23 protein-coding genes are annotated in these 15,715 nt (G+C 36.9%); 22 read left to right on the forward strand and 1 reads right to left on the reverse strand.

Going from position 1 to position 15,715, the window contains the following annotated elements; translation table 11 throughout:
* Window positions 1-17 precede the first annotated feature (17 nt).
* The 22 genes from G5B37_RS09240 (at window position 18) to G5B37_RS09345 (ending at window position 14,949) form a co-directional block, all read left to right on the forward strand.
* On the forward strand, window positions 18-1,799 hold the full coding sequence (locus G5B37_RS09240; RefSeq protein WP_164679748.1) for a tetratricopeptide repeat protein: 1,782 nt from the start codon (window positions 18-20) through the stop codon (window positions 1,797-1,799).
* Between the two features lie 45 nt (window positions 1,800-1,844).
* Window positions 1,845-2,498, forward strand: coding sequence for a hypothetical protein (locus G5B37_RS09245; RefSeq protein ID WP_164679749.1), 654 nt, complete (start codon window positions 1,845-1,847; stop codon window positions 2,496-2,498).
* Window positions 2,499-2,507: 9 nt separating this feature from the next.
* Window positions 2,508-2,834 carry a DUF4286 family protein gene (locus G5B37_RS09250; protein WP_164679750.1) on the forward strand — a complete coding sequence of 109 codons (327 nt, stop codon included), beginning with the start codon at window positions 2,508-2,510 and terminating at the stop codon, window positions 2,832-2,834.
* Window positions 2,834-3,682 carry a 16S rRNA (adenine(1518)-N(6)/adenine(1519)-N(6))-dimethyltransferase RsmA gene (gene rsmA / locus G5B37_RS09255; protein WP_164679751.1) on the forward strand — a complete coding sequence of 283 codons (849 nt, stop codon included), beginning with the start codon at window positions 2,834-2,836 and terminating at the stop codon, window positions 3,680-3,682. The genes G5B37_RS09250 and rsmA overlap by 1 nt, the downstream gene beginning before the upstream one ends.
* Entirely contained in the window at window positions 3,660-5,009 is a 1,350-nt protein-coding gene (mgtE, locus tag G5B37_RS09260) for a magnesium transporter (RefSeq protein ID WP_164679752.1), read from the forward strand. The genes rsmA and mgtE overlap by 23 nt, the downstream gene beginning before the upstream one ends.
* Window positions 5,006-5,395, forward strand: coding sequence for an acyl-CoA thioesterase (locus tag G5B37_RS09265; protein WP_164679753.1), 390 nt, complete (start codon window positions 5,006-5,008; stop codon window positions 5,393-5,395). Before mgtE ends, G5B37_RS09265 begins: the two co-directional genes overlap by 4 nt.
* Before the next feature lie 9 nt (window positions 5,396-5,404).
* Window positions 5,405-5,932 (forward strand): hypothetical protein, encoded by a 528-nt coding sequence (locus G5B37_RS09270; RefSeq protein WP_164679754.1) that lies wholly within the window; start codon window positions 5,405-5,407, stop codon window positions 5,930-5,932.
* Window positions 5,929-6,315 carry a cupin domain-containing protein gene (locus G5B37_RS09275; RefSeq protein ID WP_164679755.1) on the forward strand — a complete coding sequence of 129 codons (387 nt, stop codon included), beginning with the start codon at window positions 5,929-5,931 and terminating at the stop codon, window positions 6,313-6,315. Before G5B37_RS09270 ends, G5B37_RS09275 begins: the two co-directional genes overlap by 4 nt.
* 93 nt (window positions 6,316-6,408) lie before the next feature.
* Window positions 6,409-7,350 carry a 2-hydroxyacid dehydrogenase gene (locus tag G5B37_RS09280; protein WP_164679756.1) on the forward strand — a complete coding sequence of 314 codons (942 nt, stop codon included), beginning with the start codon at window positions 6,409-6,411 and terminating at the stop codon, window positions 7,348-7,350.
* A 1-nt stretch (window position 7,351) separates the two neighbouring features.
* Window positions 7,352-7,771, forward strand: a complete 420-nt coding sequence (locus tag G5B37_RS09285; protein WP_164679757.1) for a response regulator transcription factor — start codon at window positions 7,352-7,354, stop codon at window positions 7,769-7,771.
* Window positions 7,772-7,873: 102 nt separating this feature from the next.
* On the forward strand, window positions 7,874-8,380 hold the full coding sequence (locus G5B37_RS09290) for a DUF4199 domain-containing protein (RefSeq protein WP_164679758.1): 507 nt from the start codon (window positions 7,874-7,876) through the stop codon (window positions 8,378-8,380).
* A 6-nt stretch (window positions 8,381-8,386) separates the two neighbouring features.
* On the forward strand, window positions 8,387-8,845 hold the full coding sequence (locus tag G5B37_RS09295; protein ID WP_164679759.1) for a DUF1801 domain-containing protein: 459 nt from the start codon (window positions 8,387-8,389) through the stop codon (window positions 8,843-8,845).
* 18 nt (window positions 8,846-8,863) lie between these two features.
* Window positions 8,864-9,235, forward strand: coding sequence for a VOC family protein (locus G5B37_RS09300; RefSeq protein WP_164679760.1), 372 nt, complete (start codon window positions 8,864-8,866; stop codon window positions 9,233-9,235).
* A gap of 19 nt (window positions 9,236-9,254) precedes the next feature.
* Window positions 9,255-9,638: a VOC family protein gene (locus tag G5B37_RS09305; RefSeq protein ID WP_164679761.1), complete on the forward strand. Its 384-nt coding sequence runs from the start codon at window positions 9,255-9,257 to the stop codon at window positions 9,636-9,638.
* A 65-nt stretch (window positions 9,639-9,703) separates the two neighbouring features.
* Complete coding sequence (locus tag G5B37_RS09310; protein ID WP_164679762.1) at window positions 9,704-10,432, forward strand: copper homeostasis protein CutC; 729 nt, start codon at window positions 9,704-9,706, stop codon at window positions 10,430-10,432.
* Between the two features lie 56 nt (window positions 10,433-10,488).
* Window positions 10,489-10,839: a TM2 domain-containing protein gene (locus tag G5B37_RS09315; RefSeq protein WP_164679763.1), complete on the forward strand. Its 351-nt coding sequence runs from the start codon at window positions 10,489-10,491 to the stop codon at window positions 10,837-10,839.
* 93 nt (window positions 10,840-10,932) lie between these two features.
* On the forward strand, window positions 10,933-11,184 hold the full coding sequence (locus tag G5B37_RS09320) for a TM2 domain-containing protein (protein WP_263649865.1): 252 nt from the start codon (window positions 10,933-10,935) through the stop codon (window positions 11,182-11,184).
* Window positions 11,185-11,384: 200 nt separating this feature from the next.
* Window positions 11,385-11,708, forward strand: coding sequence for an ArsR/SmtB family transcription factor (locus G5B37_RS09325; protein ID WP_164679765.1), 324 nt, complete (start codon window positions 11,385-11,387; stop codon window positions 11,706-11,708).
* 115 nt (window positions 11,709-11,823) lie between these two features.
* Window positions 11,824-12,192, forward strand: coding sequence for a DUF1304 domain-containing protein (locus G5B37_RS09330; RefSeq protein WP_164679766.1), 369 nt, complete (start codon window positions 11,824-11,826; stop codon window positions 12,190-12,192).
* Between the two features lie 45 nt (window positions 12,193-12,237).
* Window positions 12,238-12,954 (forward strand): flavodoxin family protein, encoded by a 717-nt coding sequence (locus G5B37_RS09335; protein WP_164679767.1) that lies wholly within the window; start codon window positions 12,238-12,240, stop codon window positions 12,952-12,954.
* A gap of 49 nt (window positions 12,955-13,003) precedes the next feature.
* Entirely contained in the window at window positions 13,004-13,813 is an 810-nt protein-coding gene (locus tag G5B37_RS09340) for a helix-turn-helix transcriptional regulator (protein WP_164679768.1), read from the forward strand.
* A 62-nt stretch (window positions 13,814-13,875) separates the two neighbouring features.
* Complete coding sequence (locus tag G5B37_RS09345; RefSeq protein WP_164679769.1) at window positions 13,876-14,949, forward strand: serine hydrolase domain-containing protein; 1,074 nt, start codon at window positions 13,876-13,878, stop codon at window positions 14,947-14,949.
* A gap of 9 nt (window positions 14,950-14,958) precedes the next feature.
* On the opposite strand, the gene G5B37_RS09350 is transcribed toward G5B37_RS09345, so the two are convergent.
* Window positions 14,959-15,711, reverse strand: a complete 753-nt coding sequence (locus G5B37_RS09350) for a DUF5995 family protein (protein ID WP_164679770.1) — start codon at window positions 15,709-15,711, stop codon at window positions 14,959-14,961.
* Between the last annotated feature and the right edge of the window lie 4 nt (window positions 15,712-15,715).

Genomic DNA, 15,715 nt, shown 5'->3' on the forward strand with positions numbered 1-15,715 from the left:
AACGTTATCTTTACCCTATGCGCACGCTATTCCTATTATTTTTCTTCTTATTCTCGGTATCGGGCATCGCCCAAAGCGAAGCCTTAGCCAAAAACTACTTTGAGCAAGGAGAGTATGAAAAAGCAGCAGCAGTGTATAAAAAGTTGGTGAACGTTAACCCTAACAGAATAGACTATATGTTAGCTCTGGTAAAGACTCACCAACAGTTAGAGGCGTTTGACACAGCTGAAGATTTACTGCGCAAGCAACTAAACTCAAAGAGAAAATTGCCGCAATTGTATGTAGAATTAGGGCATAATTATTCGCTACAAGGAAAAGATTCTTTAGCAGCTCAAAACAACCAGCAAGCAATAGACTTTTTAAATGTGAGTCCGAACCACGCGTACAATGTTGGTAGATCGTTTGAAGCCTATAGTCTGTTAGACGAAGCTGTAATTACTTATGAAAAGGCTATGCAGCTTGATCCAGGAATAAACTTTAACAACCAATTGGCACGCATATATGGAGAGCAAGGAAAGTTGGAAAAAATGTTTAACACCTACCTCAATCTTATTCAATCCAATCCGTCATTTCGAAGCATTGCGCAACGAAATTTTAGCATGTACGTAAGTGAAGATCCAAATAGCGAAGCAAACACATTGTTACGTAAAACCTTACTTAGGAGATTACAAGAGAATCCGGCAGTTTTATACAATGAATTACTTAGCTGGTTATTTATTCAGCAAAAAGAATATAAAAAAGCATTTATTCAGGAAAAGGCTATTTACAAGCGTAGCGAAGATGATTTAATAGGTATTGTTGATCTTGGTTTTATAGCCATGAATGATAACGATTTTGAAAATGCTGAAATGATATTTACCTATGCCATCGAGCAATCTTCTACTCCAGAAGAACGACTAAGAAACTACCAGTATTTAATGAAAATACGTCTAAAAACTGCTACAGAAAAAGAGTATGATGCGGTAGTTGCCGAATTTCAGACACTGTTTGACACCTTCGGAAAAGATAGAAAAACATACCTTCTTCAAATAGACTATAATCACTTTTTGGCATTCACGTTGGGTCAGAAAGACGAAGCTATTGCAAATTTAAAACTCTTGGCAAAAAAAGAAATGACCAGCTACCAAGAAGCACGGGTAAAGATGGAACTTGCCGACATCTTAGTTTATAGCGAGCAATTTAATCAGGCGCTTATTTATTATTCTCAAATTCAGAAAAAGGTAAAAAGCGATGTATTGGCACAAGAGGCCCGCTTTAAAGTTGCAAAAACAAGTTATTACAAAGGAGATTTTGAATGGGCTCAAGTACAACTAGATGTGCTTAAGAAATCGGCTTCTCAACTTATAGCAAATGATGCGATGGAACTTAGTTTAATGATACGCGACAATTCTTTAGAAGACTCTACGCAAACCGCATTAAAAAAATTCGCTAGGGCAGATTTGTTAGCACTTCAAAACAAAGATGTAGAATCAATTAGTGTATTAGACGATATACTACTCAATCACAAAGGCGAAAAAATTGAAGACGAAGTATTGCTAAAGCAAGGAAAGATTTACGAAAAGATGGGACGTTTTGAAAAGGCAGAAGCCAACTATCTCAAACTTATAGAGCTATACAAAGAAGATATTTTGGCAGACGACGCCTATTTTAGTCTAGCCAAATTGTACGACAACCAGCTAGCCATGCCATTGAAGGCTAAAGAATACTACGAGCAAATTATTTACAACTTTGCCGATAGCATTTACTTTGTGGAAGCACGTAAACGTTTTAGAATGCTCCGTGGCGACGCTATAGAGTAAACAAGAAATAGTACAGCAATTCTGTAGGTTAGAAATTTTCAAACTATGCGCGGAACAAAAAAAATAGACTGGCTGAATCACTTTCTAGAATTCATTGTTGTAGTAATTGGTATATTATTGGCTTTTCAGCTTAATACATGTAGAGAAGACAAAAAAGAACAAGCGCTTGTCTCTTCTCACGCCGAGAATGTGCTAGAAGAAACGTTGTTTAATCAGAAGCAGATTCAGGCCGGAATGAACACTTCGGAAATGTTATTACACAAACTAGATTCGCTTATCACAATTACAAGCAAAGAAAGTTTCAGCATAGAACAAGCCCATATCTTATCGATGGAATTGATGGCTTTAGATTATCTCTACATTAAGAAAAATGCCTACAACTCGATGGTAGAGACTGGAGACATTCGATTTATGACCAACACCCAAATGCAGACGGATATTATAAGTTTATATGAATACTATAAATGGTTAGAAGGTGTAGATATGTCTACGCGCACCGCATATCTTAACAATTACCTTCCGTATGCAACAGAAAATTTTGACTTGGTGACCAGTAAACCGCAGGCCGCAACTATTTACTCTAACAAACTCTTTAGAAACTACTTGTCTGTTTACCAATACTCACTTCGATTTAGATTACAAAAACAAAAAGATCTTTTGGTTGTTGTAAACAACTTTTTAGAAGACAATACACCTTAAAGAAACACAATGATTATTTATAATGTTACCATAAATGTAGATGCATCCATACAAGAAAATTGGCTCACTTGGATTAAAGAGCATATTCCACAGGTTTTAGCAACAGGACACTTTACCGAAGCTAAACTTACTCAAGTTCTTGTAGAAGAAGACATGGGCGGCACCACATATTCTGTTCAGTATCGAGCAAAATCGAGAGAAGCATTAGATGCCTACTATAAAAATGATGCAGAGCGAATGCGAAAAGAAGGGCTGCAACAGTTTGCAGATAAAATGCTAGCGTTTAGAACCGAGTTGGAAGTCATAGATGAGTACACCGTAAATTTTCAGAACTAGTGTCAAAATCCAGACAACATTATCCTAACAGTGCTCCTCATTCTTCCGAAGAAAAACGAGATACGGTTCGTGCAAAAAAACATTTGGGGCAACACTTTCTAAAAGACGAACAAATAGCCCAAAAAATAGCGAACACCCTAACCTTAAACGGTTATAAAAATGTCTTAGAAATTGGCCCTGGTATGGGAGTGCTCACCAAATACCTTGTTGACAAAGATATCTCGTTGGTGGCAATGGATTTAGATAGTGATTCTATTACATATTTAATAGACAATTACCCCAATGAGAATCTTCAGATCCTTGAAGCCGATTTTTTAAAATCTGATCTTACTGATATATTTGGAGAAGAACCTTTTGCTATAACTGGAAACTTTCCTTACAACATCTCTACACAAATAGTTTTTAAGGCAATCGAGCAGCGTGCCTATGTTCCGGAGTTTACAGGTATGTTTCAAAAAGAAGTGGCACAGCGTATTTGTGCCAAAGAAGGCAATAAAACCTATGGTATTTTATCTGTACTTACCCAAGCATTCTATGATGCCGAATATCTTTTTACAGTAAAACCTGGTGTTTTTAATCCGCCTCCAAAAGTAGATAGCGGCGTGTTAAGACTTATAAGAAAAGATAATTACCACCTTCCTTGTGACGAAAAACTATTGTTTAAAGTAGTGAAAACAGGCTTTCAGCAGCGCAGAAAAACCTTGCGGAACAGTTTAAAATCTTTCAATCTTTCTGATAAACTAAAAGAAGATACTATCTTTGGCCAGCGACCTGAGCAACTTTCAGTTTCTGAATTTATCTCGCTCACCCAAAAGATAGCCAACGATGCAGTTTCAACTAACAACTGATTTTATTCAAAGTGTTGAACAGCTCATTACCGTAAAAGATGGTAATGCGTTGCGCGAACTCCTTCAAGAACTTCACTTTGCTGATATTGCTGAAATTTTAGAAGAACTAGATAGCGACGATGCTACCTACCTTATTAAATTACTTGCAAGTGATCTTACCTCTGAAGCTCTTATGGAGTTGGACGACGATGTACGGGAAAAAATCTTAGACCGTCTTTCACCTACAGAAATTGCCGAAGAGCTTGCAGAAATGGATACCGATGATGCGGCAGATGTTGTTGCAGAATTAGACCATGATGTTCAGCAAAAAGTAATTGAAGAAATCCAGGATGAAGAGCTAGCGGCAGACATTGTAGAGCTTCTTGCGTATGATGACGACACAGCGGGTGCGCTCATGGCAAAAGAGTTAGTACAGGTAAAAGAAACGTGGACCGTGGCAGGATGTGTTCGAGAAATGCGCAGACAGGCTGAAAATGTAACACGTGTTCACTCCATCTACGTAACTAACAAAGAAGGAAAATTAACGGGGAGACTATCGCTTAAGGATCTTTTAACGGCAAGTGAAAAAACTAAAATTTCCGAAGTATTTATTCCGAAAGTTGACTACGTTACTGTCCATACCGAAAATGAAGAAGTAGCACGTATCATGCAAAAATATGACCTTGAAGCAATTCCTGTTGTAGATGAAGACGGGGTTCTAATGGGTAGAATTACCATTGACGATATTGTAGATTTTATTAAAGACGAAGCCGAAAAAGATTACCAAATGGCTGCGGGTATCTCGCAAGATGTTGAAGCAGATGACAGCGTTTGGCAACTCACTAGAGCACGTCTGCCTTGGCTAGTCTTAGGACTTTTTGGAGGATTAGGAAGTGTGTACATTATGCAAGGGTTTGAAGAAGCCCTTAATTCCTTTCCTGTATTATTTTTTTTCACCCCACTTATAGCCGCGATGGCAGGAAACGTTGGTGTACAATCTAGTGCAATTATTGTACAAGGTTTGGCAAACGACAATGTAAAAGGCAGCTTGTTTAACAGACTTATAAAAGAGGTTGGACTAGCACTTATTAATGGTTGTGCATTAGGTTTATTGGTTATTTTGTTTGGCTTTATTGTGGGTCAGGACCAATTGGTAAGCATTACTATTGCAGTTTCTATGCTTTCTGTTATCATTGTTGCAGCGCTAATAGGAACTTTTGTGCCCATTATTTTAGACAAAAGAGGTATAGACCCCGCCATTGCTACCGGTCCGTTTATTACTACTAGCAATGATATCTTCGGAATTTTTCTATTTTTCTACATTGCAAAAATTATTTTAGGATTTTGAAAATTTTTTCAGAAAAACGTATTGTTCCTGCGTCTGCTATAGATGAAAATGGACATGTTAACAATATTGCTTATTTGCAATGGTGTATAGATGTTGCTGAAAAGCACTGGTTTACGAAAGCTCCCGAAGCCTTTAAGAATAGTCATTTTTGGGTAGTTTTAGAACATACAATTTCTTATAAAAACCCTTCGTTTGAAGGTGAAGAACTACTCGTTGAAACCTGGGTAACTGCAGCCAAAGGAGTAAAAAGTGAACGCGAATATAGAATCACTAGAATGTCGGACCAGAAAATTTTGGTAACCGCAAAGACCCTCTGGTGTTTTGTTGAAATTGAAAGTCAGCGCCCTGCTAGAATTACAGAAGAAATTAGTACTTTGTTTATGTAAAATCATTCTATGATTCAATTAGAAGTCCCTTTTAATCAATCCATCAATTCAAAACAAAAAGAGCTTATTTTTGAGTTTACGTGGCGAAAAAAGACCACGCAAAATCAGCGAAACATACTATGGTCCTTCATCTTTATTTCCTTGGCGCTTTTACTTATATCTCAAGGAAATGTATTCGGGTATATTTTAATTGGTGCCGTAATTTTTTACGTCACCAACATTATCTCTGTATACATTTATCGAAGAAAGAGTAAAAAAGAATATTATGAAATGTGGGAGTTTTTATATGGAAAAAACAAACAAGACATTACGCATTATAGATTTGGTGAAAACCAATTTTACTATAAAGATGCAATGGTTGAAATAACTCAAGACTATACAACAATTGCTTCATGCGAACAAATTGACAACACCTTGCTCTTTTTAGTGAACTACGGAATTCCAGCCTATTTCGCAATAAATATCGAAGAGGTAGGCGAGGAGAATTTTTACAAGGTAAAAACATTTCTTTCTAACAAACTAAACGGTACAACATGAAGCCTATTAATGTAAAAGAGAAATTTAATCGGTTTAGCAAGCAGTGGCACCCACATCAAATTGCAACGGTAGACGATATGCAGGTTATTCTTGCCAAGATTTCTGGTGAGTTTGTATGGCATAGTCATAAAAACGAAGATGAATTGTTTTTTGTTCAAAAAGGGACTTTACAAATGCGTTTTAGAAAAGCACAAGACCCTACAACCGAATGGTCTGAGACGGTGCATCAAGGCGAAATCATTGTGGTACCAAAGGGCATTGAACATTGCCCGACAACTGCCAACGGTGAAGAAGTACATCTTTTGTTATTTGAAAAGCTGAGTACCGCTCATACAGGTGAAGTGAAGCATGAAAAGACCCAAACTCAGTATCCTAAAATATAACCTGTATTAAATTTTGTGAATTGAGTACAAAACTACGTGAACCTAATTCACATTTTCTTCGCTTTTCCGCTTCTGTTTTTCTACTTTTAATGTATGAAAATTCTTCATCTCGATAAAAACCACCCGCTACTCTTAGAACAGCTAGAAAAAGTCGGGTTTTCTAACACCGAAAATTATACCGCATCCAAAACAGAAATTGAAGAGCTAATAGCTTCTTATGACGGAGTCGTAATTCGCAGTAGATTTAAAATTGATGCTACTTTTCTCGACGCTGCCACAAATTTAAAATTTATTGCACGTGTAGGCGCTGGACTAGAAAGTATAGACATCGCTTATGCAGAAAGCAAAGGCATACAATTATTTGCCGCACCCGAAGGAAATAGAAACGCCGTGGGTGAACATGCACTCGGCATGCTGCTCTCACTATTTAATAAACTAAAGAGCGCAGACGAGAGCGTAAAGTCTGGACACTGGCAACGAGAAGCGCATCGCGGACTAGAACTAGACGGAAAAACTGTTGGTATCATAGGATACGGGAACATGGGTAAAAGTTTTGCAAAAAAGCTAAAAGGATTTAACTGCACTGTTTTTTGTTATGACATAAAAGAAGAGGTAGGAAATAAAAATGCTACACAGGTTTCATTAAAAACCCTTCAGGAAATGGCAGATGTAATAAGCCTGCATACTCCCTGGACACCCGAAACAGATAAAATGATTGACGCTAACTTTATAGAACAATGTAAAAAACCCTTTTGGCTACTAAACACCGCTAGGGGAAAAAGTGTTGTAACAAAAGATTTGGTTGCCGCTTTAGAAAATGGCAAAGTACTAGGTGCTGGGCTCGATGTTTTAGAGTATGAAAAAGGTTCGTTCGAGTCGCTTTTTACTTCTGAAATGCCTACAGAATTTCAAAAACTCATCACCATGCCTAATGTTCTTTTAAGTCCGCACGTTGCGGGTTGGACTAAAGAGAGCAAAGTGAAATTAGCGCAGACAATAGTAGACAAAATAACAGAGGCGTTCTCAAAAAATTAATATGAAAAAGACGGTGTTTATATTTGGAGCCTTAATTATTGGGGTGCTTACACTATTCCAGATTAGCACCTATTCAATAACTTCAGGGAATCTAACTACCGAAATTGTCATTGGAAGTATTGCTATAATTTTCTTTTTCTTCGGAATTTACTGGAATCGAAAAAACAAGTCGAATCATGAAACGAATACCATTTCAGAAGCTATAAAAACAGAGCACATTGCTAAACTAGGAATTACCGATAGGGAGTATGAAATATTGATTAAAATTTCCGAAGGACACTCAAATAGAGAAATTGGAAATCAGCTTTTTATTTCAGAAAGCACTGTGAAAACTCATGTTTCAAATCTTTTTCTGAAATTGGACGCCAAACGCAGAACGCAAGCAATACAAAAAGCAAAAGCAATGCAAATTATTGCCTAATTGGGTGATTCGCACTTTAGTTGGAGACAATTTGGTACTTTAGTATGAGCCGTAAAAGCACTGTTTAAAATACTTTTGACATATCAAAAAAGTAAACTACATATGAAAAATACTGTTTTAAAATATGGTTTATATGCGCTTGGTACTGCCGCGGGATTATTTGCATTAGCTCTATTGTTAGGGAAAGGTTTAGACTATACAGTACAAGAAATTATTGGCTATACTTCTATGGCTATCTCTCTAATCTTTGTGTTTTTCGGAATACGTTATTATCGAGACCACGAAAACAATGGTAAGGTTTCATTCTTAAAAGCATTGGGCATAGGAATTCTTATTTCATTCTTTGCCGCAGTGGGCTTTGGAGTTATAGACTACCTTTTTACAACTGTAATAAATCCAGATTTTGCGGTAGAATATGAAGCCAAGATGATTGCCGATATGAAAGCAAACTTAACCCCTGAAGACTTTAAAATTCAAAAAGAGGCATTGCAGCAACAAATGAAAGAATATGGAGGCTCTGGTTTCATGGCTTTTATGATGTTTGCCGCAGTTGCTATGATGGGATTTATAATTTCACTAATTTCAGCCATTATATTACAACGTAAATAAAGAAACATGCAATACCAAGCAAACTCTGTTGCAGATTATATCTCGCAATTGCCAGAAGACCGTCAAGGACCGGTAGAAAAAATACGCCAAACCATTGCCAAGAACCTTCCCAAAGGTTTTGAAGAAGGAATTCTCTATAAAATGATTGGGTTTTATGTGCCGCACGAGGTATATCCAGATGGATATCATTGCGACCCAAAAACGCCATTGCCATTTATAAACGTTGCATCTCAGAAAAATTTTATCGCCCTATATCATAGTGGCATCTACGCTAAAAAAGAATTGTTAGATTGGTTTGTAGCAGAATACCCTAAGCACTGCAAATACAAATTAGATATGGGTAAGAGCTGTGTGCGGTTCAAGAAAGTAGATGATATTCCATATAATCTTATTGCAGAACTCGCCACAAAAATGACGGTCCAAGAGTGGATTGACACCTACGAGAGTGCCGTAAAGAAAAAATAAACCTTAACCATTATTACTATGAAACTAGGAGCATTTTCCATTAGTATCGCTGTGAAAGACATTCACAAATCGAAAGCCTTTTATGAATTGCTGGGATTCACTGTCTTTGCAGGAGACCTAGAAAAAAATTATCTCATCATGAAGAATGAAGATGCTTTGGTAGGGTTATTTCAAGGCATGTTTGAAAATAATATTATCACCTTTAACCCGGGATGGGACCAAGACGCTCAAAAAGTAACGGGTTTTGATGATGTTAGGGATATTCAGAAACATTTAAAAGCTGAAGGAATTTCTTTAATTTCAGAGGCCGATGCTAGTACTACCGGACCTGCGAGCTGCGTGGTAGTAGATCCAGATGGCAATACCATACTAATAGACCAACACGTGTAATTTTAAATACTGAATTAAAATGAAAAGAGTAACAGGCATTGGCGGATTGTTCTTTAAAACTAAAGATCCGAACGCCACAAAAGAATGGTATAAAAATCATTTAGGTTTTAACACAGATGATTGGGGTTGTACTTTTTGGTGGAAAGACGAAAATGGCAATAAATGCTCTACCCAATGGAGTCCGTTTGTCCAAGACACAAATTACTATGAACCCAGCAAAAAAGACTTTATGTTTAACTATAGAGTTGAAAATTTAGTTGAATTACTAAAAGTGCTAAAAACCGAAGGCGTAGAAGTAATTGGAGATATTCAAGAATTTGAATATGGCAAATTTGGATACATTATGGATAACGACGGTAACAAAATAGAGCTTTGGGAACCCGTAGATAGTGCTTTTGAATAAGAGGGCATTGTTCCATTAATTATAGAGAACAGAGCGCAAACAAACTGTTAAGAAAGTATTTTAGCATGATTCTAGAAATATGTGCAAATAGTTTTGAGAGTGCCAAAGCTGCCCAAGACGCTGGTGCAGACCGAATTGAATTATGCACAGAACTATCGGTAGGAGGGCTTACTCCGTCTTTTGGCTTACTAGAAAAAGTACTAACAGAATTAACCATCCCAGTTCATGTACTTATAAGGCCTCGAAGCGGAAATTTTACTTATACTGAAACAGAACTTGACGTCATGTTGCGGGATATAGAAACGTGTAAAGAATTTGGCTGTGATGGTATTGTGAGTGGTGCACTTACTCAAGAGCATGCTATAGACACGATAGCAACCAAAGAACTAATTGCCGCCACAGCTACTATGGAGTTCACCTTCCATCGCGCTTTTGACTGGTGTGCAGAGCCTATTTTAGCTTTTAAGCAACTTCAGCATTTGGGCATTACACGCTTGTTATCTTCAGGGCAACAAACCACAGCGTTGAAGGGAATAAGTCTCCTTCAAAAATTGCTAAACGATTCAGATCAAACGATTCAAATTATGCCTGGAGGAGGTATTACTGCAGCCAACTGCTTGTCTTTTAAAGAAGCTGGTTTTAAAATGATTCACTTTTCAGCAGCAAAAAAGACACAAACTTTAATTAGCCAACCAAAAGTGGGTATGCACAACCCTAATTACTTCATTGAAGGCATAGTAAGTGCTTCAAACATTGATGATATCAAAAAAATTGCAGAAAAACTTAATAACTAGTTTTTACATTTTGGTAAAATAGTTATACATTTAACCCTCAACCAAATATATTCAAAATGTCTGAAAACAACGATAACACTAAAGACAGCATAGGAGATGCTGCAGAAAATCTAGGAAACGAAGCGAACAAAGCGGCTAACGATTTTAAAGAAGGCTGGAATGAGGCTACTCAAAACGGCGAGAACAAGAAAATGATAGCTGGAATTCTAGGAATCGTAATTGGTTCTTTAGGAATCCACAAATTTATTTTAGGATACACCCAAGAAGGGATTATTCAAATTGTAATTACCGTTATTACTTGTGGAATTGGTGGTATTATTGGTCTTATTGAAGGTATTATTTACTTAACTAAGAGTGATGAAGAGTTCTATCAGACCTACCAAGTAGGTAAAAAAGGTTGGTTCTAATAGTGCACTATGGAAGAAGAACAAAAAACACAGCAAGAAAGCTGGAATGAAAATACGAATACGCCAGTACCTCCCCCGGCCGACAATAAAAAAATGTTAGCTGGGTTACTCGGTATTTTTCTTGGCGGATTTGGAGCACATAAGTTTATTTTGGGCTATACAAAAGAAGGACTCATTTTATTAGGTATTCTCTTAATTTCGTTTCCGTTAATGTGCATCATTATTGGTGCTTTTACTATGTACATTCCTATTATCATTGGTCTTGTAGAAGGAATTATTTACCTTACCAAGAGCGATGAGGAATTTTACGAAACCTATCAGGTAAACAAAAAACCTTGGTTTTAATATACATTGAATAAGTCCTAAATTCTTAACAAAACTAGGATTAGGATTCAGCTATACGTTAAAAAAGCTTTCAAAAATACTATTGAAAGCTTTTTTAATAAAGATTTACATCGCTATATTGCAATAACCCTTTTATTTGGTTATAGAAAACAGATTGCCTTTTTGAGGTGCAGGGGTTACTAATTTAACATTATAAGAATATGGGTGTTACAAAAAGACATATCCATCCGCTACAAGCAAATAAAATTGCAGACTACGCAAAAGTATTAAGTAACCCAGCACGTGTGGCTATTATAAACTATATTGGAGATTGTGAAGGGTGCCTTTGTAAGGATATTTCAGAAAAAATTAAACTCTCTCAGCCAACCACATCACAGCATTTACAAGTTATAAAAAAGGTAGGGTTACTGAAAAGTAAATTTGAAGGTAAGAGTCAGTACTACCGCATCAACGTGGCAAAGCTTAATGAGCTAAAAAGTTTGTTTCAAGAGTTTTTTGAAACCACCGAAGCTAAATGCTGCTAGTTGTAATCACCTAATTAATGGAGTGGACAGGTGTTTCACTGTGCATCATACTTCTTAATACGGCAGTAAATACAAGAATATTGTCGTAAGTTTATACAAACCAATCTCAAAACATATGCAGATTCTTGTTTCGATTCTTATCGGTTTTATTGCCTTTCTTCATCTGTATTTTATGTATTTCGAAATGTTTGCATGGACTACTAAAGGACCTAAAATTTTTAGGGGCTTTCCGAAGAACTTATTCGAACCAACAAAATCTATGGCTGCAAATCAAGGGCTCTACAATGGTTTTTTAGCAGCAGGACTTATTTGGACCTATTTTATCAATGATGCTATATGGCATTTTAATATAGCCTTGTTTTTTTTAAGTTGTGTTACCATAGCTGGGGTTTATGGAGCACTTACGGTTTCAAAAAAAATATTCTTTATTCAGGCACTCCCTGCTGTCATTACTATTATCTTATTACATCTTAAGTTTATGTAAGCTGTAGCGCTTATAATTCGTATCTTGAAGATAAAACAAGATACTATGGCTTCTTCTAAACCTGATTTTAGTTCCCTTAAAGCACTTTACATAAACTGTACCCTCAAGCGCAGCCCGCAAATGAGCCATACCAAAGCGTTAATGGATGTCTCTATAAATATCATGCGCGCCGAAGGTGTTACGGTAGAATACTTACGCTTTGTAAATCACAATGTTGCTTACGGCGTATATCATGACATGACCGAACATGGCGTAGAAAAAGATGAATGGCCCGAAATCTGGAAAAAAGTTGAAGATGCAGATATCTTAGTGATTGGAACACCTATCTGGTTAGGAGAGAAATCGTCTGTAGCGACAAAGCTTATAGAACGATTGTATGGCGAAAGCGGAAAAAGAAATGATAAAGGTCAGTATTATTTCTACGGAAAAGTAGGAGGGTGCATTATTACAGGAAACGAAGACGGTATTAAACATGTTGCAATGGGCACGCTATACGCCTTACAACATATTGGTTATAGTATTCCTCCACAAGCAGATTGTGGGTGGATAGGTGAGGCTGGGCCTGGACCGAGCTATAATGATGAAGAAAGTAGCGCTAAAGACAACGATTTTACCAATCGAAATACGACGTTTATGACGTACAATTTGCTACATCTGGCCAAAATATTGAAAGACCAAAAAGGCTATCCCGCCTACGGAAACTCTAGAGGCGATTGGGATGACGGCACACGATGGAATTTTGAGAATCCTGAATACAGATAATCTAAATAAAACGTTTAAAACATAGCATCACTAAAGCTCGTGAGCAAACATGAAGATTCTAACCAAAGGTACCTACTACGGAAATAAAAAATTTGAAACACTTTCTAGCGGGATTGTACTATCTGAATATGACTACATAATTCCTCGTACCGAATGGCATCTACATGAAAACCCCTATTTTATGTATGTTTTACGCGGTAACGTATTAGATATTAACAAGCAAAATACCACCCTATGCCCGCCAGGAAGTCTTTTACTTCACAACTGGGATGAAGCGCATTGTAATACAAAAGAATCTCACCACGCGAGGGGGTTTCATATAGAATTTGAACGCGGTTGGTTTGAAAACAAAAAACTAGATGTTGAGATGTGGCAAGGAAGTCGCCCACTAGAAAATCCGAAATTACACCATATTATGGCCAAATTATATTTCGAATTTAAGTGTCAAGATATGTATTCTGAAGTAACCATCGCTTTATTATTACTTCAATTGTGTGAACACACTCAAAAAGACCAAATAGAAGATTCTGTATCGCCACCTCAATGGTTATCTCATCTTAAGCAGTTATTGCACGATTGTTCAGAACCCTTATCGCTTCAGTATCTATCTAAAACTTTAGGAGTACACCCCGCGCATCTCTCTAGAGCTATTCCAAGATATCTACACACTACATTGGGAGATTATATGAGGCAGCAAAAAATTAAAATGGCTCTGGGTTATTTGTGTAATGCAACACTTACGTTAACTGAAATTTCTTATCTCTGCGGGTTTTCAGATCAAAGTCATTTTACGAGAACTTTTAAAATGTATTTTAACAAAACACCTAAAGAATTTAGACGAAATTTTGCCCAATGTTAATTTCATTCTATTTTAAGTATTGAGATTCGCATAGATTTGACATTCATCAATCTAATACTATTATGAGAATTATCACCATACTTGTTGTTTTTGTATTGTCTGCTAACGTTTTCGGACAACTTAACTTTTCCGAAGAAAACAGAAAGACTCATTCACTGTTCACCACAATGGACGCTAATATAACCAAAGGTGATTATGAAGAAATTACTAGTGTACTTATCGCGAAAGATGGAAAACTTATTTATGAAAAGTACTACAATGGTGCAACGCAAGAGTCTATGCATAACACACGTTCTGCAACAAAGACTATAGCCACTTTTCTTACTGGTATAGCAATAGATAAAGGATTTATAAATTCTGAAAAAGATAAAATTTTCGAACATTTACAGCTAGAACGCCCCATGTTAAATCCAGACCCTAGAAAAGATGCCATTACGCTTGAAGATCTTTTAACAATGAGCTCTATTGTAGAATGTAGCGATGATGATCAATTTTCTCGTGGCAATGAAAACAGAATGTACAATGTTGAAGACTGGACTCAGTTTTTTATAGATCTACCGGTTAGAGGGTATCCTTATTCTCCAAAACCCGAAGACTCACCATACGGGCGCTCAATGAGTTATTGCTCTGCCGGATCAGCATTAATTGCAGAAGTAGTACAAGATGCCATTAAATCTCCAGCAGACAAGTTTATGAAAGAGCATCTGCTTACTCCTTTAAATATCACTGAATACAAATTAGACTATACGCCCAAAGGCACTCTTAACACCGCTGGAGGCAGCAATTATAAAAGTCGTGATTTATTAAAGTTTATTCAACTTTGTTTGCAAAAAGGAACATGGAATGAGCAACAAGTTGTTTCAAAATCGTGGATAGAAAAGGCTACATCACCTAAAGTTAGCGCTTGGGAAGACATGAATTACGGATACCTTTTTTGGTTGAAGTCTTTTGGGAAAGACACCTTAATTTCCAGCTACGCCATGGCAGGAAACGGAGGGAATAAAATTGTAGCATTTCCTGAATTAAACGTAACGGTTGTTCTTACAACAACAAATTACAATAACCGTAAAGCTCATGGATACACAGACGCTCTGTTAAATGAGTTTATTGTTCCAGCGGTAATGCAGCTTAAATAAACTTAAAGATTAGTTGTTTAGTATAGCCACTACCTGTTTCACATCCTTGTTTTCTAACCATCGTATACTCTTAATGGTCCATCGCAACCACCTACTTTTGGTAGTGGTTAGCTTTGATGACAAGAGCGCGATAACGCCATCTCTTTGCTTTAAATCAACTGCTCGATCTAGCGCCATGTGATATTGGTTTGCAAACAGCCACGCACCATCGCGCGCTATATTAATACTAAATGTCACAATTTTATCTTCTTTGCCTTTTCCAACTTTTTCGAGTAAGTAAAACAAAGGCGATATTCTACCTATTCTATTTTGCACATCGTCTACCAAAGAGGCTAGAATCGCGTTAATTTTATTGAAGTCATTTTCAAAATCGGCAAGTATTCCTTCTTCACCTACGGTTTCGGCAACAGCCACGCCCAAATCGAGATTTATATGTGCATTAATACCCAACAGTAGATGTTGCATGACAAGCAATTTACCGTTTTTAGCTTCAGAAAAAGCATTCTGCCAACTTTGGGTTGGGCTACTGCCAGCCTTCATTTGTTGGTATGCGTTAATATACCTGTTGGCAAAAATAACATCGAGCACCTCCATACGATGGTTGTTTTCAAACTCATTGCTTTCAATACCTTCTTTTATTCGTTGGGTTACTTTTCTATACAGCACGGGAAAATAGGCAAGGTTGCTATTGGCTGCGGTTTCAGAAATAATAATTTCATCGAGGCGTAGAATAACCTCGTCTATGGTTCTGGCTAGTTGCATAAAT

Source organism: Rasiella rasia (assembly GCF_011044175.1).
GTDB classification, from domain to species: Bacteria; Bacteroidota; Bacteroidia; order Flavobacteriales; family Flavobacteriaceae; genus Marinirhabdus; species Marinirhabdus rasia.